We start from the raw sequence: 20,533 nt of genomic DNA, 5'->3' as shown, positions 1-20,533 counted from the left end.
TCGAAGAAGTGTCGACAGCGGTGAACGGGGAGGTCGTGGGGGATGGGGCGGATCGGGGCCACGCGCGAGACGAAGGACGCGGAGTTCCTGGAACTCGTCACGGGGCACACCGGGCGGCTGTACCGCTCGGCCTGTCTGCTCACCGGCGGTGACACCCACCACGCCGAGGACCTCGTCCAGGAGGCCCTCAGCCGGATGTACGTGCTCTGGCGCCGCAGCGCGTGGACCGGTGGGCGGCACCGGGTCGAGAACCCGGGCGCCTACACGCACACCGTGATGGTGCGGGTCTTCCTCGCCCAGAAGCGCCGCCGCTCCAGCGGCGAGCACCCCACCGACCTGCTGCCCGAGTCCGAGGGCCGGGAGCCGGACGGGGCGCTGCGGGTCACCCTGCTCGACGCGCTCGGCCGGCTGCCCGCCAAGGACCGCGCGGTGCTGGTGCTGCGCTACTGGGAGGACCGCAGCATCGAGGAGACCGCCGAGGTGCTGCGGCTGTCCCCGGGCGCGGTCCGCACCCGGACCAGCCGTGCGCTGGCACGCGTCCGCGAACAGCTCGGCGACGCCCTGGCCGAGCTGGCCGTCCGCTGACGGACCGCCCGACCGCCGCCCGCGCGGGGGTCCGCCACCGGCCCCCGCCCCGTGACCGAAGGAATCGGTGATCACGCATGTCCGTACCGGACAGCTTCGAGGACGATCTGCTCCACGCCATCACGCGCACCGGCGAGGGCTTCCGCCAGGACGGCCGGGACGGCCCGAGAGGGCTGGCGGTCGGCGGGCGGGCCCGCGGCCGCCGCCGCTGGCGCCGTCGGTCGGCGGCCGCCGCGGTGGGCGGTGCGGCCGCCCTGGCCCTGGTCGGCACCGGCGCCGCGTACCTCACCGACGGCTCCCCGGCCGGCTCCCGGCCGGTCCCGGCGGCCAGCGGCGCCCCGGACGGCGGTTCCGGGGCGAGCACCGCGTCGCCGTCGGCCACCCCCTCGGCGTCCCCGTCCGCCGGCCCGGCCGTGATCGGTGGCGAGGAGGTGCTCGCCACCTTCCGGGGACTGCTGCCCAAGGGCCAGGTCACCGAGGCGGTCGGGCAGGGCACCGACGCGGCCGCCGGCCCGCCCCGCGCCTTCCTGGTCCTCGACGACGGAAAGGGCAGGGCGGCGGTGACGATCTCCTTCGGCCGGCTCGCCGCGGACGACCCCCGGTCGGCGGCGAACGACTGCCCGGACAAGAAGCACGTCCGCTTCGACGCCTGCACCTCGACCGTCCTGCCGGACGGCGGACGGCTGACCGTGCTCCAGGGCTACGAGTACCCGGACGGCCGGGCCGACACCAAGCGGTGGTCCGCCACGCTGACCGGCAAGGACGGCCGGCGGATCGAGCTGAGCGAGTGGAACGCCCCGGCGGAGAAGGGCAAGCCGGTCTCCCGGCCCACCCCGCCGCTGATGGCCGAGCAGCTCAGGGCGGTCATCACCGACACGGCCTGGGACCGGCTGATCGCCGCCCTCCCGGTGCCGGCCCCGCCCACGCCGCCGGACACCCCCCGGCCCACCGCCAACGAGTACAGCCAGGAGGAGATCCTCGCGATCGCCGCCGAGCTGCTCCCGGCCGGCCTCAAGGAGACCGAGACGGGGGGCCAGCCGGGCTTCGCGGACTTCGTGGTGAACGACGGCAAGGGCAAGTCCCTGGTGCAGATCAATGTGCAGGACTGGAGAGGGAGCGGGGACGGCGGGATCTTCGGCGGCGCCGCGACGCAGCCGGACGGCACCAGGGTGGTGGTCCGCAAGACGCCCGGCAAGCTGGTGATGTGGACCGTGGACACGCTGCGCCCGGACGGTCTGCGCGTGGTGGTCAGCGCCTTCAACAGCGGCAGCCAGGTGACCGCGGGGACCCGGACCGCCCCGGCGCTGACCACCGAGCAGCTGATGAAGATCGCGCTCGGCCCGCAGTGGAAGCTCAAGAAGTAGCGCGCGGAACGCGGCAGTGCCCCGGGCCGGGGGCCCGGGGCACTGCCGTGTGGGGGAGGGGGAGGGTCCGGTGGGGGTCAGGCCTGCTGGTCCTCGGGGACGCTGATCACCCAGTGGGTGTCCTGCCGGGGGCGCAGGTAGCACAGCCAGTAGAGGGTGGCGCCGGCGGTGATGCCGCCGGTCCACAGCAGCGGCACGGTGTCCAGCTGGGTGATCACGTAGACCAGCACCGCGATCAGCGCCACCGGGACGGCCGGCCAGAGCGGCATCCGCCAGGCGGCGGCGTGCTTGTGCCGGTTGCGGCGGGAGAGCAGCGCGGCGATCGCGACCAGCAGGTACATCCCGGTGACGGCGACCCCGGTGATCTCGCTGAGCAGCTCGCCCTTGACGTAGCAGAGCGCGGCGCCCGGCAGGCCGACGGCCAGGGTGGCGACCCACGGGGAGCCGAACCGGCCCAGGGTGCCGAAGGCCTTGTTGACCGGCTCGGGCCAGGCCTTGTCGCGGGCCGAGGCGAACAGCACCCGGGAGTTCTGGATGACCATGACGATGCCGGCGTTGATGATGGCCAGCGCGACGCAGAGGCTGATGAAGGTGCCGACCGCGGAGCTGCTCCAGGCGGTGACCAGGCCGGAGATGTCGCCGGAGCTCAGGGTGGCCAGGTCGGGGGCGCCCATGGTGATGGCGGCGACCGGGACGAGGATGACCGCGGCGGAGATCGCCAGCGTCCACAGCACGGTGCGGGAGACGTTGCGGCGCGGGTTCTCCAGCTCCTCGGAGAGGTAGACGGCGGTGGAGAAGCCCTGGGTGATGAAGAGCGCGATGCCGAGCGCGCCGATGATCGCGCCGACGCTCACCGTGGTGGTGACGCCGTCCTCGCCGGTGACCACGCCGTGCAGCATGCTCGGCGCGCCGCTGTTGGCGTGGGCGAAGCCGAGCACCGACACGACGCCGGCCGCGATGACCTCCAGGACCAGGAAGACACCGGTGATCCAGGCGTTGGCGCGCAGGTCCAGCAGGCCGGCCAGGGTGGCGGCGAGCATCACCGCGGCGCCGGCCAGCGGCTTGTCGACGTGCAGGACGGGGGCCAGGTAGTCGGCGGTGCCGAGGGCGATGACCGAGGGGACGATCATCACCACGATCAGCGAGAGCACGAAGACCAGCCAGCCGGCCAGCCGCCCGGCCAGGGTGCCGACCATGGCGTACTCACCGCCGGCGCTGGGGATCAGGGTGCCGAGCTCGGAGTAGCAGAAGGCGACCGCGATACAGAGCACCGAGCCGATCGCGATGGCCAGCGCGGTGGCGCTGCCGATGCTGGAGAACAGCTCCGGGACGATCACGAAGAGCGTGGAGGCGGGGGTGACGCAGGACAGCGTGAGCAGGGTGCCGCCCACGACGCCGATCGAACGCTTGAGCGTCTGCTGCGGGGCGGCGGGCGCGCCCGCGGCGGTCGCGGTGGGGGCCGCGGCGGTCGGTGGGCGAAGCGTGTCGGTCATGAGGCATCCGATCGGCTCTGTGCGGTCCTGGACTGGGAGCGGTATCGCCTCCGCTGGCTGCGTGCTCGGGTTCTGGTCCTGTCGCTCCCGGGCCGCCATGGAACCGTGGCCGTATCGATCGCGTCAATCGCGCACATGCTTCGGAATCCGTTGTGGTGAAGTGCATAAGCATGCGATCTGATGATCACTTATCGTCATCGCCATGTATGTCCGGCTTGTTACTTTCGCCACATCGCACTTGAATCCAAGGTGAACGCAGCATTGCGCGCATCATTCCAAGGCCGTGGCCGGATGTGGAGGCAGGTCGGCCGGAAGCCTCCGCGCCGCAGGTCAGGGCCCCCGCCGGGTACGGGAACCGCAGCCCTCCGGCGGAAAGATCTAGGTAACGTTTCGGCACCCGGGACGGCGAAGGGGCCGGATCCCGAGGATCCGACCCCTTCCCTCACACTGCGTCACGGCCTTACGGAGCCGGCAGCCAGCCCGTCTGCACCATCTGCCCGCTGGTCACCCGGCGCGAGACGAACACGCCCCGGCCCGGCGGCAGCGCCTGCGGCTTGACGGTGCCCAGCAGCGGGCCCTCGTCCCGGTTGCCGGACAGCAGGACGCCCTGCCCGCCCAGCTCGCGCATCCGCTGCATGAACGGCTCGTACAGCGAGCGCCCGGCGCCGCCCGCGCTGCGCGCGACGATCACCCGCAGGCCGATGTCGCGCGCGAACGGCAGGAACTCCGTCAGCGCGGCCAGCGGGTTGCCCGAGGAGGTCGCCACCAGCTCGTAGTCGTCCACGACCACGAACATGTCCTTGCCGCTGTACCAGCTGCGGTTGCGCAGCTGCTCCGCGGTCACGTCGGGACCGGGCAGCCGGCGCGAGCAGGCCCCGCGCAGCATCTCGACCACCGAGGACATGGCCGGCTGCGCGGCCGCGTACTCGACCAGGTACTCCGGCGGGACGACGCCGAGCAGCGCGCGCCGGTAGTCGCCGACCACGATGCCGGCCTGGTCCGGGGTGTACCGCTCGGTGATCTGCTTGACCAGCATCCGCAGCAGCGCGGACTTCCCGGACTCGGTGTCGCCGAACACGATGAACAGCGGGTCGGTCTCGAAGTTGACGAAGGCCGGGGCCAGCTCCGCCTCGTCCACGCCGAACGCGACACCGCGCTCCGGGTGCTCGAAGCCCTTCGGCAGCGAGTGCCCGTCCAGCACCGTCGGCAGCATCCGCACCTGCGGCGCGCGCGGACCGGTCCACGCCCCGGCGACCGCCGCGACCAGCCCGGCCACGCCGTCCTGCAGGTCCTCCACCGAGTCGGAGCCGTCCAGTCGGGGCAGACCGGTGAGGAAGTGCAGCCGGTCCGGGGTGACGCCGCGGCCCGGCACGGCCGGCACGTTCTGCGCCACCCGGCGGTCCACCTCGGACTCCATCGCGTCACCGAGCTTCAGCTCGGTCCGGTTCTGCAGCAGGTCCTTGAGCGCCGGGCGGACCTCGGCGTACCGGGTCGCGGTGACGATCAGGTGGATGCCGTAGCCGAGGCCGCGCTGGGCGATGTCGCCGATGACCGGCTCCAGCGACTCGAACTCCTGCTTGAAGGTGTTCCAGCCGTCGACCACCAGGAAGACGTCGCCGAACCGCTCGTCGGGCAGCGCGCCGGAGGCCCGGCGGGCCCGGTACGTCCCGATCGAGTCGATCCCGGTGCTGCGGAAGAGCTCCTCGCGCCGGTTGAGCACCCCGTGCACCTCGGAGACCATCCGGCGCACCTTCTCGGCGTCCAGCCGCCCGGCCACCCCGCCGACGTGCGGCAGGTCCTGGACCGACTGGAAGCCGCCGCCGCCGAAGTCCAGCAGGTAGAACTGCACCTCCAGCGGCGTGTGGGTGAGCGCGAACGAGGTCACCGTGGTGCGGATCATGGTCGACTTGCCGGAGCGCGGGCCGCCGACCACCAGGCCGTGGCCGGCCGCCCCCGCGTAGTCGTGGTCGAGGATGTCGCGCTTCTGGTCCCGCGGCTTGTCGACGATGCCGACCGGCACCCGCAGCCGGCCCAGCGCGCCGTACTGCGGGGCGGTCAGCCCGCGCTCGGCGGTCGCCTGGAGCGGCGGCAGCAGCTGGTCCACGCTCGGCGGCGCGTCCAGCGGCGGGAGCCAGACCTGGTGCGCGGCCGGGCCCTGGCCCGCCATCCGCTGCACGAACACGTCCAGCACGGTGTCCGCCAGGGCGTCGTCCTGCTCCTCGACGAGCGGCTCGACCTCCTGCACCAGCGGCTCGGTCACCGGCACCTCGGCCGCGGTGAACCGCACCGGGAGCACGGTGACCAGCCGGCCGCCGGTCGACCGCTGCTGCCCCGGCGCCCGGTAGGGCCCGGAGACGTAGGCGGCCTTGAAGCGCTCCATCACGTCGGTGCCGAACTTCAGGTAGCCGACGCCCGGCACCGGCGGCAGGTGGTAGGCGTCCGGGACGCCGATCGCCGCCCGCGACTCGGCCGCCGAGAAGGTGCGCAGACCGATCCGGTAGGAGAGGTAGGTGTCCAGACCGCGCAGCTTGCCCTCCTCCAGGCGCTGCGAGGCCAGCAGCAGGTGCACCCCGAGGGACCGGCCGATCCGGCCGATCTGGATGAACATGTCGATGAAGTCGGGCTTGGCGGTGAGGAGTTCGGAGAACTCGTCGATGATCAGCACCAGCGAGGGCAGCGGGTCCAGCGCCGCGCCGGCCGCCCGGGCCCGCTCGTACTCGTGGATGTTCGCGTAGTTGCCCGCCCGGTGCAGCAGCTCCTGGCGCCGGTTGAGCTCGCCCTCGATGGCGTCCCGCATGCGGTCGACCAGGGTGAGCTGGCCCTCCAGGTTGGTGATCACCGCCGAGGTGTGCGGCATGTCCGCCATGCCGGCGAAGGTCGCGCCGCCCTTGAAGTCGGCGAGCACGAAGTTCAGCGTCTCCGAGGAGTGCGTCATCGCCAGCGCCAGCACCAGGGTGCGCAGCAGCTCGGACTTGCCGGAGCCGGTCGCGCCGACGCACAGGCCGTGCGGGCCCATGCCCTCCAGCGCGGCCTCCTTGATGTCCAGGTACACGTGCTCGCCGCCGGCCCCGACGCCGATCGGCACCCGCAGCCGCTCGTGCTGCGCCCGCTGGCGCCAGCTGCGGGTCACGTCGAAGGAGCCCGGGTCGCCGGAGTTCATCAGGTCGGTGAAGTCCAGGTTGGACAGCAGCGGCTCGTCGTCACCACCGGCCGAGGCCCGGTACGGCGCCAGCTGCCGGGCCAGCGCCTCGGACTGCCAGGCGCTGAGGGTGTCCGGCGTGCCCGCGTAGGTGGCGCCCGAGGCCGAGCGCAGCACCAGCTCGTCCGGCGAGACGGTGACGATCAGGTGCCCGGTCGGCTCGTCCAGGTCGCCCGGGACCACCTCGACGATGGTCACCCCGTGCACGCCCTCGGCGCCGGCCAGCAGCGAGTCGTGCGACACCGACGCGCCGTCCATGACGACCACGATGTGCGGCTGGTCGGCCGCCGGCGAGGCGTCGCGGACGAACCGCTGCCGGCCGGCCAGCTCGTCCTGGAGCAGCAGCTCCAGGTCGCCGAGCCCGGTGGCGATCAGCCGGCGCGAACCGGCGCCGTCGCTCTCCTTGCGGTGCTGGTTGTGCGGGAGCCACTTGGTCCACTCCCACTCGTCCACCGCGCCGGGCGCAGCCGCCACCGTGATCAGCAGGTCGTCCGGCGAGTGCAGGGTGGTCAGCTGGGCGATCATCGCCCGGACGTTGCCGTAGACGGTGTCCGGGTCGCCGCAGACCGTGATGTGGTAGAAGGCGCGCAGCGAGATGGCCAGCGGCAGGTCCTGGAGGGTGCCGTGGGCCTTCAGGAAGGTCTGCATCGCGGCCGCCGAGAGCGGCTCCAGCTCCTCCATCGGCGCGGTCTGCGGCGCCACCAGCGGGGTGGACAGCTGGACCGGTCCGCGGCCGACCCGGATCTGCGCGAAGTCCGCGTCGCCGGCCCGCCGCTCCCACAGCCGCCGGCCGTCCGCGACGATCGACCAGAGCTGGTCCGGCTCCGGGTTGAGGAACAGCTGCGCGCCGCGCTGGCGCTCGGCGGTCCGGCGCACCTGGCGGCGCATCTGCTGGAGGTACTTGAGGTAGTCGCGCCGTTCGTCCGCGGTGGCCGTGGAGCCGCCCTTGCGGGCTCGGACGATCTGGGCGAGCGCCATGCCGATCGTCGAGACGATCATCAGACCGCCCATGATCTTCATCGAGGGCTGGGCGCCGGGGGAGAAGAAGAACACCGCCGACCCGCCCATGCCGAGCATCGGCAGGATGCTCATCACCCAGTCCTCGCCGCCCGACCGGGGCAGCTCGGGCGGGGTGACCAGCTCCACCGGCTCGTCCGGCACCGCCGGCGGATACGCCCGGGGTGGCCGCTTGACCATGATCACGCCCATACGCGCTCCACCCCCCGACCACGAACGCTTCGCAAGATCACTACGGCATCAGCCCTCACGCAACAGGATCCGTACGGGTGAGGACGCCCCGTGTGACGCCGCCCCCGCTCCGCCGACCGCAGGCATCCATGGGGAGGAACGCGCCGCCCCCGCCGCCCTGCGCAGGGGCCGATCCTACTGGGGCCCCGCTCCGGCGGACCCGCCCGCCCTCCGCGGGGCCGGCCGCGAACCGAACGGGTAGGGTAACGCCGCGCCAACTCGTGGCCGCACCGGGCCGGTTCCGCCCGGCCGCCACCCGCGCGAAAGCCAGACCGACCAGCCGCCGGTGCCGCGGCACCGTCATCAAGGGGGAGCGCCCAGTGCGTCGAGCGAACGAGGTACGGGCATGACGACGCCCGCCACCACCGGCTTCTGCCGGGTCACCGTGGTCGCCCCGGACAGCCGGATCGACGTCGCCCTGCCCGAGGACGTCCCGCTCGCGGACGTGTATCCCGAGGTGCTGCGACTGTCCGGCCAGACCCAGCCCGACGGTGTCCCCACCGGCTTCCACCTGGTCCGCCGCGACGGGACGGTGCTCGACGGCGGCCGCTCGCTCGCGGCCCAGCAGGTGCGCGACGGCGACCTGCTCAACCTGCGCCCGTTCGCCGAGTCGCTGCCGCCCGCCGTCTACGACGACGTCGCCGACGCGATCGCCACCGCCGGCGAGACCGACCGCCGGTTCTGGAGCCCCGAGCTGATGCGCGCCTTCGGCCTCATCGGCGCCGGCGTGCTGCTCACCCTGCTCGGTTTCGCCCTCTGGTTCTCCGACCTGCGCCACGACATGCACGGCCTGCCCGGCGTGCTGTCCGGCGTCGCCGCCGTGGTGCTCACCGCGCTCGCCGGCGTCCGCGCCCGGGTCTACCGGGACGCCTGGGCCGGCCTCGCGCTCGGCCTCGGCGCCCTGCCGCACGCCCTGATCGCCGGCAGCGGCGTCCTCGCCCCCACCGGCGGCCCGCTGGACGGCCCGGGCCGGCTCCAGTTCCTGACCGGCTGCGTCGCCGTCCTGGTGGTCGCCGTGCTGCTGGTCGGCCTGCTGCCCGAGAAGGACTCGATGTTCGTCGCCGCCGCCTTCCTGGCCGCGGCCGGCGCGCTCGCCACCTTCGCCGCCGTCCTGCTGCCCGGCACCCCGGCCAACCACATCGCGGCGGTCACCGGCGTCGGCGCCGTCGCCGTGATCGGCTTCCTGCCCGGCCTGTCCACCCGCTTCGCCCGGCTGCCCGTCGGCTACAGCGCCCCCGGCCAGACCCAGACCCAGACCCAGACCCAGACCCGCGGCCGCGGCCGGGACCGCGACGAGGACGCCGCGCGCGCCGAGCTGGTCCAGTACGAGCGGATCGCCCACCAGGCCCGCCGCGGCCACGAGGTGCTGGTCGGCCTGGTCGGCGGCTGCGCCGCGGTGATCGTCGGCGCCTGCGCGGTGCTCGGCTTCACCGACGAGGCCTTCCCCGAGCTGCTCGCGCTCGTCCTCGGCCTCGCCACCATGCTCCGCGCCCGGCTGTTCCGCTACAGCGCCCAGGTCTTCGCGCTCACCATCGCCGGCCTGCTCGGCCTGTCGCTGCTGATCGTCGGGCTCTCCCTGCACACCCCGCAGTTCGTGCTGCGGGCCGGCCTCGGCTCCACCGACGTCGACCTGCGCACCGTCTGGCTGACCGCCTCGATCGCCTTCGGCGCCGCGGTGCTCACCGCGATCGCCCTGGTGGTGCCCCGGCTCGGCGTCTCGCCCTTCTGGGGGCGCATCCTGGACCTGGTCGACAGCCTCACCCTGATGTCGCTCGTCCCGCTGGCGCTGGCGGTCCTCGACGTCTACCGGCTGGTCCGCGGCGCCACCGGCTGATCCCGGCCGATCCGGGTACCGGGGCCGCCGACGATCCGTGTCGGCGGCCCTGCTACGCTTGGCCTCCGAGCGCAGCCGTGTGTCCGTCCCCGGGTGGGACGCCGATCGACGGCCGCGTTCGTACACGACACCGAGTTCTCGCAGAGTCCTGTGCCGTAGACCAGGAACGCTCGGTATCACCTCGAAGGAGTTGCAGTGGCTCTCGCCTCTGACATCAAGAAGCAGATCATCGCCGAGTTCGGCCAGAAGGAGGGCGACACCGGCTCCCCCGAGGTCCAGGTGGCCATGCTCTCCCGTCGCATCTCGGACCTGACCGAGCACCTCAAGGCCCACAAGCACGACCACCACTCGCGTCGTGGCCTGCTGATCCTGGTCGGCCAGCGTCGCCGCCTGCTGCAGTACCTGGCCAAGAAGGACATCGAGCGTTTCCGTACGCTCGTCGACCGCCTGGGCATCCGTCGCGGTGCCGCCGGCGGCGCCCGCTGAGAACGCCGCTCGGGGCGGCTCCCCACACCGGGGAGCCGCCCCTCGCGCGTATGACGCGGTCGACGACCGGGGCGCCCGCAGCGGCGCCCGCACGCACCGACCGGGCATAACAACTCGCGCGCACCTCCCCGGGTGGCCGAGGATTGCACCGTAGGGTTGTGGGCATGCCGGGTGATGGCGCCGAAAGCGCGCCACCGGGCAGCAGGACCCCAACCCTTCCGCGGGACGAAGGCTTCAAACGGAAGCCGCCCGCATCCGAGAGAGCGTCCAGACGCGGACCGCCCGTCCGAATCCGGCCGGCCGAGAGGCGCCGGTCCTCGGTAGTGGCCGCCGGAGGCCCCGCAGACCGAAGCGGGTCCACCGGAGGCTTCGATCGAAGACCGGCCCGGACCGTCCAGGGTCAGCACGCAGGCGATGCGCGGGGACGCTCTCCCGGAGACGTACGAAAGAGGAGATCTTCCAGGTGGAAGAGAACGTGTTCTACGCCGAGGCCGTGATCGACAACGGTTCCTTCGGCACCCGTACCATCCGCTTCGAGACCGGCCGTCTGGCCCGTCAGGCGGCCGGCTCCGTCGCCGCCTACCTGGACGACGACACCATGGTGCTGTCGGCCACCAGCGCGTCCAAGCAGCCGAAGGAGCACTTCGACTTCTTCCCGCTGACCGTGGACGTCGAGGAGCGGATGTACGCCGCCGGCCGCATCCCCGGCTCGTTCTTCCGTCGTGAGGGCCGGCCCTCCGAGGACGCGATCCTCACCTGCCGCCTGATCGACCGCCCGCTGCGCCCGTCCTTCGTCAAGGGCCTGCGCAACGAGGTCCAGGTCGTCGTCACCGTGATGGCGCTCAACCCGGACCACCTGTACGACGTGGTGGCCATCAACGCCGCCTCCGCCTCCACCCAGCTGGCGGGCCTGCCGTTCTCCGGCCCGATCGGTGGCGTGCGCGTCGCGCTGATCGACGGCCAGTGGGTGGCCTTCCCGACCCACAGCGAGCTGGAGTCGGCCGTCTTCGACATGGTCGTCGCCGGTCGTACGCTGCCCGACGGTGACGTCGCGATCATGATGGTCGAGGCCGAGGCCACCGACAAGACCGTCAAGCTGGTCGAGGGCGGCGCCGAGGCGCCGACCGAGGAGATCGTCGCCGCCGGTCTGGACGCCGCCAAGCCGTTCATCAAGGTGCTCTGCGCCGCCCAGGCCCAGCTGGCCGCCCAGGCCGCCAAGCCGACCGGCGAGTTCCCGGTCTTCCTGGACTACCAGGACGACGTGCTCGCCGCGCTGACCGCCGCCGTCAAGGACGAGCTGGCCCAGGCCCTCACCATCGCGGGCAAGCAGGAGCGCAACAACGAGCTGGACCGCGTCAAGGCACTGGCCGCCGACAAGCTGCTGCCCGAGTTCGAGGGCCGCGAGAAGGAGATCGGCGCCGCCTACAACGCGCTGACCAAGAAGATCGTCCGCGAGCGCGTCATCACGGACAAGGTCCGCATCGACGGCCGCGGCGTCACCGACATCCGCACCCTGGCCGCCGAGGTCGAGGCCATCCCGCGGGTGCACGGCTCGGCCCTGTTCGAGCGCGGCGAGACCCAGATCCTGGGTGTCACCACGCTGAACATGCTCCGCATGGAGCAGCAGCTGGACACGCTCTCCCCGGAGACCCGCCGCCGCTACATGCACAACTACAACTTCCCGCCGTACTCGGTCGGCGAGACCGGCCGCGTCGGTTCGCCGAAGCGCCGCGAGATCGGCCACGGCGCGCTGGCCGAGCGGGCCATCCTGCCGGTCCTGCCGACCCGCGAGGAGTTCCCCTACGCGATCCGCCAGGTCTCCGAGGCGCTGAGCTCCAACGGCTCCACCTCGATGGGCTCGGTCTGCGCCTCCACCATGTCGCTGCTGAACGCCGGTGTGCCGCTGAAGGCCGCCGTCGCCGGTATCGCCATGGGCCTGATCTCCCAGGAGATCGACGGTGAGACCCACTACGTGACCCTCACCGACATCCTCGGTGCCGAGGACGCGTACGGCGACATGGACTTCAAGGTCGCCGGTACCCGGAACTTCATCACCGCCCTGCAGCTGGACACCAAGCTCAACGGCATCCCGGCGTCGGTGCTCGCCGCCGCGCTGAAGCAGGCCCGCGACGCCCGTCTGCACATCCTCGACGTGATGAACGAGGCCATCGACTCCCCGGACGAGATGTCCCCGAACGCGCCGCGCATCATCACCATCAAGATCCCGGTGGACAAGATCGGTGAGGTCATCGGCCCCAAGGGCAAGATGATCAACCAGATCCAGGAGGACACCGGCGCCGAGATCACGATCGAGGACGACGGCACCATCTACATCGGTGCCGCCGACGGCCCGGCCGCCGAGGCCGCCCGCACCACGATCAACCAGATCGCCAACCCGACCATGCCGGAGGTCGGCGAGCGCTACCTGGGCACCGTGGTCAAGACCACGACCTTCGGTGCGTTCGTCTCGCTCATGCCGGGCAAGGACGGTCTGCTGCACATCTCGCAGATCCGCAAGCTGGCCGGCGGCAAGCGCGTGGAGAACGTCGAGGACGTCCTCGGCGTCGGCGCCAAGGTGCAGGTCGAGATCGCCGAGATCGACCCGCGCGGCAAGCTCTCGCTGATCCCGGTCGTCGAGGGCGAGGAGAACGGCGAGGCCGCTTCCGAGTGAAGCGCCGCTAGCTGATCCCGCGGCCCGCACGCCCCCAGCGGCGTGCGGGCCGCACCCTGTTGTGCCCCCTGCTTTTCGACCCTGCTTTCGACATGCTCCTCGACGGATTGCTTTCTACGGAGGTACCCCCGTGGCCCTGGCCTCGGCGGCGACGCAGCGCCCCGGCACGACCCGGACCCTGCTGAAGGGCGCGGACGGCGCCGGAACCGTGCGCCGCACCGTCCTCCCCGGCGGCCTGCGCGTCGTCACCGAGACCCTGCCGACGGTGCGCTCCGCGACCTTCGGCATCTGGGTCGGGGTCGGCTCGCGGGACGAGACCCCGCAGCTCAACGGCGCCACCCACTACCTGGAGCACCTGCTCTTCAAGGGCACCGAGCGGCGCAGCGCGCTGGACATCTCGGCCGCCCTGGACGCGGTCGGCGGCGAGATGAACGCCTTCACCGCCAAGGAGAACACCTGCTACTACGCGCGGGTGCTCGACACCGACCTGCCGCTGGCCATCGACGTGGTCTGCGACATGCTCACCGGCTCGCTGATCCGCCCGGAGGACGTCGAGGCCGAGCGCGGCGTCATCCTGGAGGAGATGGCGATGGCCGAGGACGACCCGGGTGACGTCGTCCACGACCTCTTCGCCAAGGTGATCTTCGGCACCGGCCCGCTCGGCCGTCCGATCCTCGGCACCCAGGAGACCGTCCGGTCGCTCACCCGCGACCAGATCGCGAACTTCTTCCACCGCCGCTACAAGCCCGAGCACCTGGTCGTCGCCGCGGCCGGCAACCTGGACCACCGCAAGGTCGTCCGGCAGGTCGAGCGGGCCTTCGCCCCGCTGCTCGCCAAGTCCGAGGCCCTCCCCACCGAGGCCCGCCGCGGCGTCAAGGTGCTGCGCACCGCGGGCCGGGTCGAGGTGCTCAACCGCTCCACCGAGCAGGCCCACCTGGTGCTGGGCGTGCCCGGCGTGCCCCGGCACGACGACCGCCGCTGGGCGATGGGCGTGCTCAACGCGGCCCTCGGCGGCGGGATGAGCTCGCGGCTGTTCCAGGAGGTCCGGGAGAAGCGCGGCCTGGCGTACTCGGTGTACTCCTACTCCTCCTCGTACGCGGACAGCGGCCTGTTCGGCATCTACGCCGGCTGCCAGCCCAAGCGGGTCGAGGAGGTGCTGCGGATCTGCCGCGAGGAGCTCGCCAAGGTGGTCGCCGAGGGCATCACCGAGGAGGAGCTGGCGCGGGCGATCGGCCAGATCTCCGGCTCCACCGTGCTCGGCATGGAGGACACCGGCTCGCTGATGAACCGGATCGGCAAGGCCGAGCTGAGCTACGGCCACCACCTGTCGGTGGACGACATGCTCGCCCGGATAGCCGCGGTGACCCTGGACGACGTGCACGAGGTCGCCCGTGATGTGCTGGGGGCGTACCGGCCCTCGCTCGCGCTGATCGGCCCGATCACCGACAAGCGGGCCGCCAAGCTCGCCGACCTGCTGGCCTGAAGGGACTCCCCACCATGACGCTGCGTGTCGCCGTGATCGGCGCCCGGGGCCGGATCGGCTCGGAGGCCGTCAAGGCCGTCGAGGCCGCCCCGGACCTCGAGCTGGTCGCCACCCTCGGCCGCGGGTCGGAGCTCTCCGAGCTGACCGACGCCGGGGTGCGGGTGGCCGTCGAGCTGACCCACCCCGACTCGGTGATGGGCAACCTCGACTACTGCCTCTCCCACGGCATCCACGTGGTCACCGGCACCACCGGCTGGACGGACGAGCGGCTCGACGCCGTCCGGGCCCGGCTCGCCGGCGCGCCGGAGCTGGGTCTGCTGATCGCGCCGAACTTCTCGATCGGCGCCGTGCTCGGCATGAAGTTCGCGCAGACCGCGGCCAAGTACTTCGAGTCGGTCGAGGTCGTCGAACTGCACCACGACCACAAGGCGGACGCCCCCAGCGGCACCGCCACCCGCACCGCCCAGCTGATCGCCGCCGCCCGCGCGGAGGCCGGGCGCCCGCCGCAGCAGGACCCGACCACCCACGGCCTGCCCGGCGCCCGCGGCGCCGACGTCGACGGGGTGCCGGTGCACGCGGTGCGGCTGCGCGGTCTGCTCGCCCACCAGCAGGTGATGTTCGGCGACACCGGCGAGACCCTCACCATCCGGCACGACTCGCTGCACCACAGCAGCTTCATGCCGGGCATCCTGCTCGGCGTGCGCAAGGTCGTGGAGACGCCCGGGCTCACCCTGGGCCTCGAACACTTCCTGGACCTGTGAGCCCCGGATGACCTCTCGTACCGGCTTCTTCGCCCTCTCCGGCGTGCTGGCCCTGGTCGCGCTGATCTGCGTGGGCGAGGGCGTCCAGCTCGTCGCCACCGGCAAGCCGCTCGGCATCGGCCTGGGCGCGTGCGCCTTCGTCATCCCGGTCATCGGCCTCTGGTTCCTGCGCCAGACGGTCCGCTTCGGGCGGGACAGCGAGCGGCTCGCCCGCGAGCTGGAGGCCGAGGGCGGCCTGCCGGTCGACGAGCTGGAGCGCACCGAAGGCGGGCGGATCGACCGCGCCTCGGCGGACGCGGTGTTCGCCCGCCGCAAGGCCGAGGCCGAGGCCGCCCCCGGCGACTGGCGGGTCTTCTTCCGCCTGGCGGTCGCGTACGCCGACGCCGGCGACGTGCCGCGCGCCCGCAGGACCATGCAGCACGCGATCCGGCTGCACCGCACCACCGGTGCCGGCACCGCCTCCGCGGGTGGCGCCGGCACCACCATCAGCAAGGCTGCGAGGAGTAGCGCGTGAGCGAGGACACGACGGCCCCCCGGTTCCGCGGCGACGTCACCGTGGACCTGGTCCGCAGCGCCGCCGCCGACTCGGACGTCATCTGGGCGGCCCGGGTCTCGACGGCGGGCGAGCAGTCCCTGGAGGCGCTCCAGCAGGACCCGGAGAAGTCCGCGGGCCTGATCAACTTCCTGATGCGCGACCGGCACGGCACGCCGTTCGAGCACAACTCGATGACCTTCTTCATCAGCGCGCCGATCTTCGTCTTCCGCGAGTTCCACCGCCACCGCAGCGGCTGGTGTCTCGCCGGTGACACGGAGATCACCCTCCAGGGCAAGGACGGCTCGCTCAAGCGTCGGACCATCGCCGAGCTCCACCAGCAGTGGCACGTCGGCGTCGAGGACCGGCTGTCGGCCGCCAAGGGCGGCGTCACCTGGCACAAGAAGTCCGAGAAATGGCGGGCCCAGGTCAAGTTCAAGGGCGAGACGCACCACCTCGGCCTGCACGACACCCAGGAGGCCGCGGCGGCCGCGGTCGCGGAGTTCCGTGAGCTGCACCCCGGTAAGCGCGTCCGGAAGCTGGAGTCGGTCCGCCGCAATCACGTGCGCTGCTTCGACGAGCGGACCATGCTCGCCGGTCGGGCGCGGATCGTCGATGTCATGGAGTCCGGCGTAAAGCCGCTCATCCGGCTGACCACCGCGAGCGGCAGGCAGCTGCGGTGCAGCAAGGACCACGCGATCCTCACTCCGGACGGCTGGCGCAAGGCGGGCGAGCTGGCCGTCGGCGACTCGGTGATGACCGGTGGGACCGCCGCCCGCCCCTCGGAGGCGCTGGTCCCGCCGAGCCTGCGACGGGGCATCGGCGTCTGGACCTCGATGCAGCGCAACCGACTGATCGACGAGTCGGACATCTGCTACCTCTGCTCGCGGACGTTCCCCCGCGAGGCCTTGGAACTCGATCACGTCGTCCCGGTCGCCCTTGACCTCGGCAAGGCACTGGACGAGAAGAACCTCGCGCCGGCCTGTGCGGAGTGCCACACCGAGAAGAGCAACAGCGAACAGGCACTGGCCAGGCGCGGTGGCAAGGTGGCGCTGGCGAAGGCGGAGCTGGTCACCGGGATCGCCGACGATGGGGAGGAGCCGACCTACGACCTCGCGGTCGAAGGCCCTTGGCACAACTTCCTCGCCAACGGGATCGTCGTCCACAACTCCTACAACGAGGAGTCCGGCCGCTACCGCGAGCTCCAGCCGGTGTTCTACGTGCCCGCCGAGGAGCGCAAGCTGGTCCAGCAGGGCCGGCCGGGCCGCTACGAGTTCGTCGACGGCACCCCCGAGCAGCACAAGACCGTCAGCTCCTCGATGGAGGCCGCCTACCGCGAGGCCGACCAGCGCTACCAGGAGATGCTGGCGGCCGGCGTGGCCCGCGAGGTCGCCCGCGCGGTGCTGCCGGTCGGCCTCTACTCGTCGATGTACGCGACCTGCAACGCCCGCTCGCTGATGCACTTCCTGTCGCTGCGCACCAAGCGGGAGAACGCGGCGGTGCCGTCGTTCCCGCAGCGCGAGATCGAGATGGTCGCCGAGCGGATGGAGGAGCGGTGGGCCGAGCTCATGCCGCTCACCCGTGCGGCCTTCGAGAAGCACGGCCGGGTCGCGCCCTGACCTGCGACGACGGGCATCCGGGGAGAGTGCCGGGCATGTCTGGATTGCGGCATTTCTGACCGCTCCTTACGCTCGTGAACACGGATTCCGGTGCTGCTTGAACCCCCGAGCACGCAGCACCGGAATCCCATGTCTACGCTGCTGGAACCGTCTCCGCGGGCGCCGAACCGGGCCGTTCCCGGACCGGCCCGGAAGGCACGGCCGTCCGAACCGTGGACCGGCCTGGGTGTCGCCCCACCGCCTACGAGTAGTTTTGGACACATGGCTCCGACCTCCACCCCCCAGACGCCCTTCGGCCGGGTCCTGACCGCGATGGTGACACCGTTCACCGCCGACGGCGGCCTCGACCTCGACGGCGCCCAGCGCCTCGCCGCGCACCTCGTCGACTCCGGCAACGACGGCCTCGTCGTCAACGGCACCACCGGCGAGTCCCCGACCACCAGCGACGCCGAGAAGGCCCAGCTCGTCCGCGCCGTGGTGGAGGCGGTCGGCGACCGGGCCCACGTTGTGGCCGGCGTCGGCACCAACGACACGCACCACAGCGTCGAGCTGGCCCGCCAGGCCGCGGCGGCCGGGGCGCACGGCCTGCTGGCCGTCACGCCGTACTACAGCAAGCCCCCGCAGGAGGGCCTGCAGCAGCACATGGTGCGGATCGCCGACGCCACCGAACTGCCCGTCATGCTGTACGACATCCCGGGCCGCAGCGGCGTCGCGCTGAGCCACGAGACGCTGGTCCGGCTGGGCGAGCACCCGCGGATCGTCGCCAACAAGGACGCCAAGGGCGACCTCGGCGCCGCGTCCTGGGCCATCGCCCGCTCCGACCTCGCCTGGTATTCCGGTGACGACATCCTCAACCTGCCGCTACTGTCGGTCGGGGCCGTGGGTGTGGTGAGCGTGGTCGGGCACGTGGTCGCCGGCGAACTGCGCGCCATGGTCGAGGCCTACCTGGCCGGCGATGTGGCCAAGGCCACGGCCGTCCACCAGCGCCTGCTGCCGGTCTTCACCGGTATCTTCCGCACGCAGGGCGTCATCCTGGCCAAGGCCGCGCTGGAGCTCCAGGGCCTGCCCGCCGGCCCGCTGCGGCTGCCCCTGATCGGCGCGACTCCCGAGGAGATCGCGCAACTGAAGAAGGATCTCGCCGACGGCGGGGTAGACCTGTAACAGACACAGACGTGCGCGCCCCGGCTCGCCGGACCCTCACGGGACCGCCGCTGGACCGGACCGAAGGCGCGAGAGCACCGACCTGGTAGGAAAACCGACACTGAGAACGCACGCCATATGTCTCACGGGGGAGGACCCCGGACATATGGCGTGCGTCGTGAGGAGAGTCTTTTGAGCCACCCGCATCCCGAACTCGGCACGCCGCCGGCCCTCAAGGCGGGCGCCCTGCGCATCACCCCGCTCGGCGGTCTCGGCGAGATCGGCCGCAACATGACGGTCTTCGAGTACGGCGACCGCATTCTCATCGTCGACTGCGGCGTCCTCTTCCCCGAGGACGAGCAGCCCGGCGTCGACCTGATCCTCCCGGACTTCACCTACATCCGGGACCGCCTCGACAAGATCGACGGCATCGTCCTCACCCACGGCCACGAGGACCACATCGGCGCCGTCCCGTTCCTGCTCCGGGAGAACCCGGACATCCCGCTGATCGGGTCGAAGCTCACCCTCGCGCTGATCGAGGCCAAGCTCGCCGAGCACCGCATCCGCCCGTACGTCCTGGAGGTCAAGGAGGGCGACCGCGAGCGGATCGGCCCCTTCGACTGCCAGTTCATCGCGGTCAACCACTCCATCCCGGACGCGCTGGCCGTCGCCGTGCGCACGCCCGCCGGCATGGTCGTCGCCACCGGCGACTTCAAGATGGACCAGCTGCCGCTCGACGGCCGGCTGACCGACCTGCCGGCCTTCGCCAAGCTGGCGGAGGAGGGCATGGACTTGCTGCTGGTGGACTCCACCAACGCCGAGGTCCCCGGCTTCATCCCGCACGAGCGGGACATCTCGGCGGCGCTGCGCAACGTCTTCGCGAACGCGGACAAGCGCATCATCGTGGCCTCCTTCGCCAGCCACGTGCACCGCATCCAGCAGGTGCTGGACGCCGCGCACGAGTACAAGCGCAAGGTCGCCTTCGTCGGCCGCTCGATGGTCCGCAACATGGGCATCGCGCGCGACCTCGGCTACCTCAAGGTGCCCGGCAACATGGTCGTCGACGTCAAGCAGCTCGACGACCTGCCGGACAAGGAGGTCGTGCTGATCTGTACCGGCTCGCAGGGCGAGCCGATGGCCGCGCTGTCCCGGATGGCCAACCGCGACCACCAGATCCGCATCGTCGAGGGCGACACCGTCGTCCTGGCCTCCTCGCTGATTCCGGGCAACGAGAACGCCGTCTACCGGGTCATCAACGGTCTGACCCGCTGGGGTGCCAAGGTCGTCCACAAGGGCAACGCCAAGGTGCACGTCTCCGGCCACGCCTCGGCCGGCGAGCTGCTGTACTTCTTCAACATCTGCAAGCCGCGCAACCTCATGCCGGTGCACGGCGAGTGGCGCCACCTGCGGGCGGCGGCCGACCTCGGCATCGCCACCGGCGTCCCGCGCAACCGCGTCGTCATCGCCGAGGACGGCGTCTGCGTCGACCTGGAGAACGGCGTCGCGCGCATCGTCGGCAAGGTGCAGGCCGGCTACGTCTACGTGGACGGCTCCTCGGTCGGTGACATCACCGAGGCCTCGCTCAAGGACCGCAGGATCCTCGGCGAGGAGGGCTTCATCTCCTGCTTCGTGGTGGTCGACTCCACCAACGGCAAGATCGTCGGCGGCCCGAGCATCCAGGCCCGCGGCTCCGGCATCGACGATGCCGCGTTCGTCCAGGTCGCGGCCAGGCTCCAGGAGGCGCTCGACCGCTCGGCGGGCGACGGCGTCCTGGAGGTCCGCCAGGTCCAGCAGCTCGTGCGCCGGACCCTCGGCAAGTGGGTGGCGGACAACTACCGCCGGCGCCCGATGATCCTGCCGGTCGTCGTCGAGGTGTGATTTGACGTGGGGCAACCCGGTGCGTAATGTTCTCCGGGTTGCCCCACGGGACGGCCCCCAGTCGAAGTCCTCGAAATGAAATTCGAGAACGGAGCGGGAAAACGGCCCGAGAAACTCTGATAGAGTTCGGGGGCGCCGAAAGGCCGAAGCAAATCGGACGAAAGAAACTCCGGAAAACGGAGCGGAAACATCTGATAAGCTGGAAACACGAAAGAACGAAGCGCCCGGAGGGCCGGTGTG

General features: G+C 71.8%; 12 protein-coding genes and 3 pseudogenes. 13 read left to right on the top strand and 2 right to left on the bottom strand.

The window, feature by feature from the left end; genetic code table 11:
• The first annotated feature begins 42 nt into the window (after positions 1-42).
• Together ACFP3U_RS32555 and ACFP3U_RS32550 are read left to right on the top strand one after the other, a co-directional pair.
• Positions 43-585 carry a SigE family RNA polymerase sigma factor gene (locus ACFP3U_RS32555; protein WP_380229351.1) on the top strand — a complete coding sequence of 181 codons (543 nt, stop codon included), beginning with the start codon at positions 43-45 and terminating at the stop codon, positions 583-585.
• 77 nt (positions 586-662) lie between these two features.
• Positions 663-1,949, top strand: a complete 1,287-nt coding sequence (locus tag ACFP3U_RS32550) for a hypothetical protein (RefSeq protein ID WP_380229350.1) — start codon at positions 663-665, stop codon at positions 1,947-1,949.
• A 77-nt stretch (positions 1,950-2,026) separates the two neighbouring features.
• Here the strand turns inward: ACFP3U_RS32550 and ACFP3U_RS32545 are convergent, their stop codons facing one another.
• Entirely contained in the window at positions 2,027-3,442 is a 1,416-nt protein-coding gene (locus tag ACFP3U_RS32545) for an APC family permease (protein ID WP_380229349.1), read from the bottom strand.
• Between the two features lie 460 nt (positions 3,443-3,902).
• On the bottom strand, positions 3,903-7,850 hold the full coding sequence (gene eccCa, locus ACFP3U_RS32540; protein ID WP_380229348.1) for a type VII secretion protein EccCa: 3,948 nt from the start codon (positions 7,848-7,850) through the stop codon (positions 3,903-3,905).
• Positions 7,851-8,235: 385 nt separating this feature from the next.
• On the opposite strand from eccCa, the gene eccD reads away from it, so the two are divergent.
• From eccD to ACFP3U_RS32490, 11 genes and pseudogenes are all read left to right on the top strand, one after another.
• On the top strand, positions 8,236-9,723 hold the full coding sequence (eccD, locus tag ACFP3U_RS32535; protein ID WP_380229347.1) for a type VII secretion integral membrane protein EccD: 1,488 nt from the start codon (positions 8,236-8,238) through the stop codon (positions 9,721-9,723).
• 195 nt (positions 9,724-9,918) lie between these two features.
• Entirely contained in the window at positions 9,919-10,209 is a 291-nt protein-coding gene (gene rpsO / locus ACFP3U_RS32530; protein ID WP_093860318.1) for a 30S ribosomal protein S15, read from the top strand.
• Between the two features lie 463 nt (positions 10,210-10,672).
• A complete protein-coding gene (locus tag ACFP3U_RS32525) occupies positions 10,673-12,880 on the top strand; it encodes a polyribonucleotide nucleotidyltransferase (protein WP_380229346.1) in 2,208 nt (735 codons plus the stop codon).
• A gap of 130 nt (positions 12,881-13,010) precedes the next feature.
• On the top strand, positions 13,011-14,363 hold the full coding sequence (locus ACFP3U_RS32520; protein WP_380229345.1) for a M16 family metallopeptidase: 1,353 nt from the start codon (positions 13,011-13,013) through the stop codon (positions 14,361-14,363).
• 14 nt (positions 14,364-14,377) lie between these two features.
• Entirely contained in the window at positions 14,378-15,124 is a 747-nt protein-coding gene (gene dapB, locus ACFP3U_RS32515) for a 4-hydroxy-tetrahydrodipicolinate reductase (protein WP_380229344.1), read from the top strand.
• Between the two features lie 7 nt (positions 15,125-15,131).
• A complete protein-coding gene (locus ACFP3U_RS32510; RefSeq protein ID WP_380229343.1) occupies positions 15,132-15,638 on the top strand; it encodes a hypothetical protein in 507 nt (168 codons plus the stop codon).
• Positions 15,635-15,916: pseudogene (locus ACFP3U_RS37110) on the top strand (FAD-dependent thymidylate synthase); the annotation flags it as partial. The gene ACFP3U_RS32510 and the pseudogene ACFP3U_RS37110, both read left to right, overlap by 4 nt.
• A gap of 327 nt (positions 15,917-16,243) precedes the next feature.
• Positions 16,244-16,822 (top strand): annotated as a pseudogene (locus ACFP3U_RS37105) (HNH endonuclease); the annotation flags it as partial.
• A 3-nt stretch (positions 16,823-16,825) separates the two neighbouring features.
• A pseudogene (gene thyX / locus ACFP3U_RS32500) lies at positions 16,826-17,275 on the top strand (FAD-dependent thymidylate synthase); the annotation flags it as partial.
• A gap of 261 nt (positions 17,276-17,536) precedes the next feature.
• Positions 17,537-18,436, top strand: a complete 900-nt coding sequence (gene dapA, locus ACFP3U_RS32495) for a 4-hydroxy-tetrahydrodipicolinate synthase (protein WP_380229342.1) — start codon at positions 17,537-17,539, stop codon at positions 18,434-18,436.
• A 171-nt stretch (positions 18,437-18,607) separates the two neighbouring features.
• Positions 18,608-20,293, top strand: a complete 1,686-nt coding sequence (locus tag ACFP3U_RS32490) for a ribonuclease J (protein WP_380229341.1) — start codon at positions 18,608-18,610, stop codon at positions 20,291-20,293.
• Positions 20,294-20,533: the final 240 nt, after the last annotated feature.

The sequence above is a fragment of the Kitasatospora misakiensis genome, from assembly GCF_042656005.1.
Taxonomy (GTDB): domain Bacteria; phylum Actinomycetota; class Actinomycetes; order Streptomycetales; family Streptomycetaceae; genus Kitasatospora; species Kitasatospora misakiensis.
This window is presented reverse-complemented; position numbering and strand designations above follow the sequence as displayed.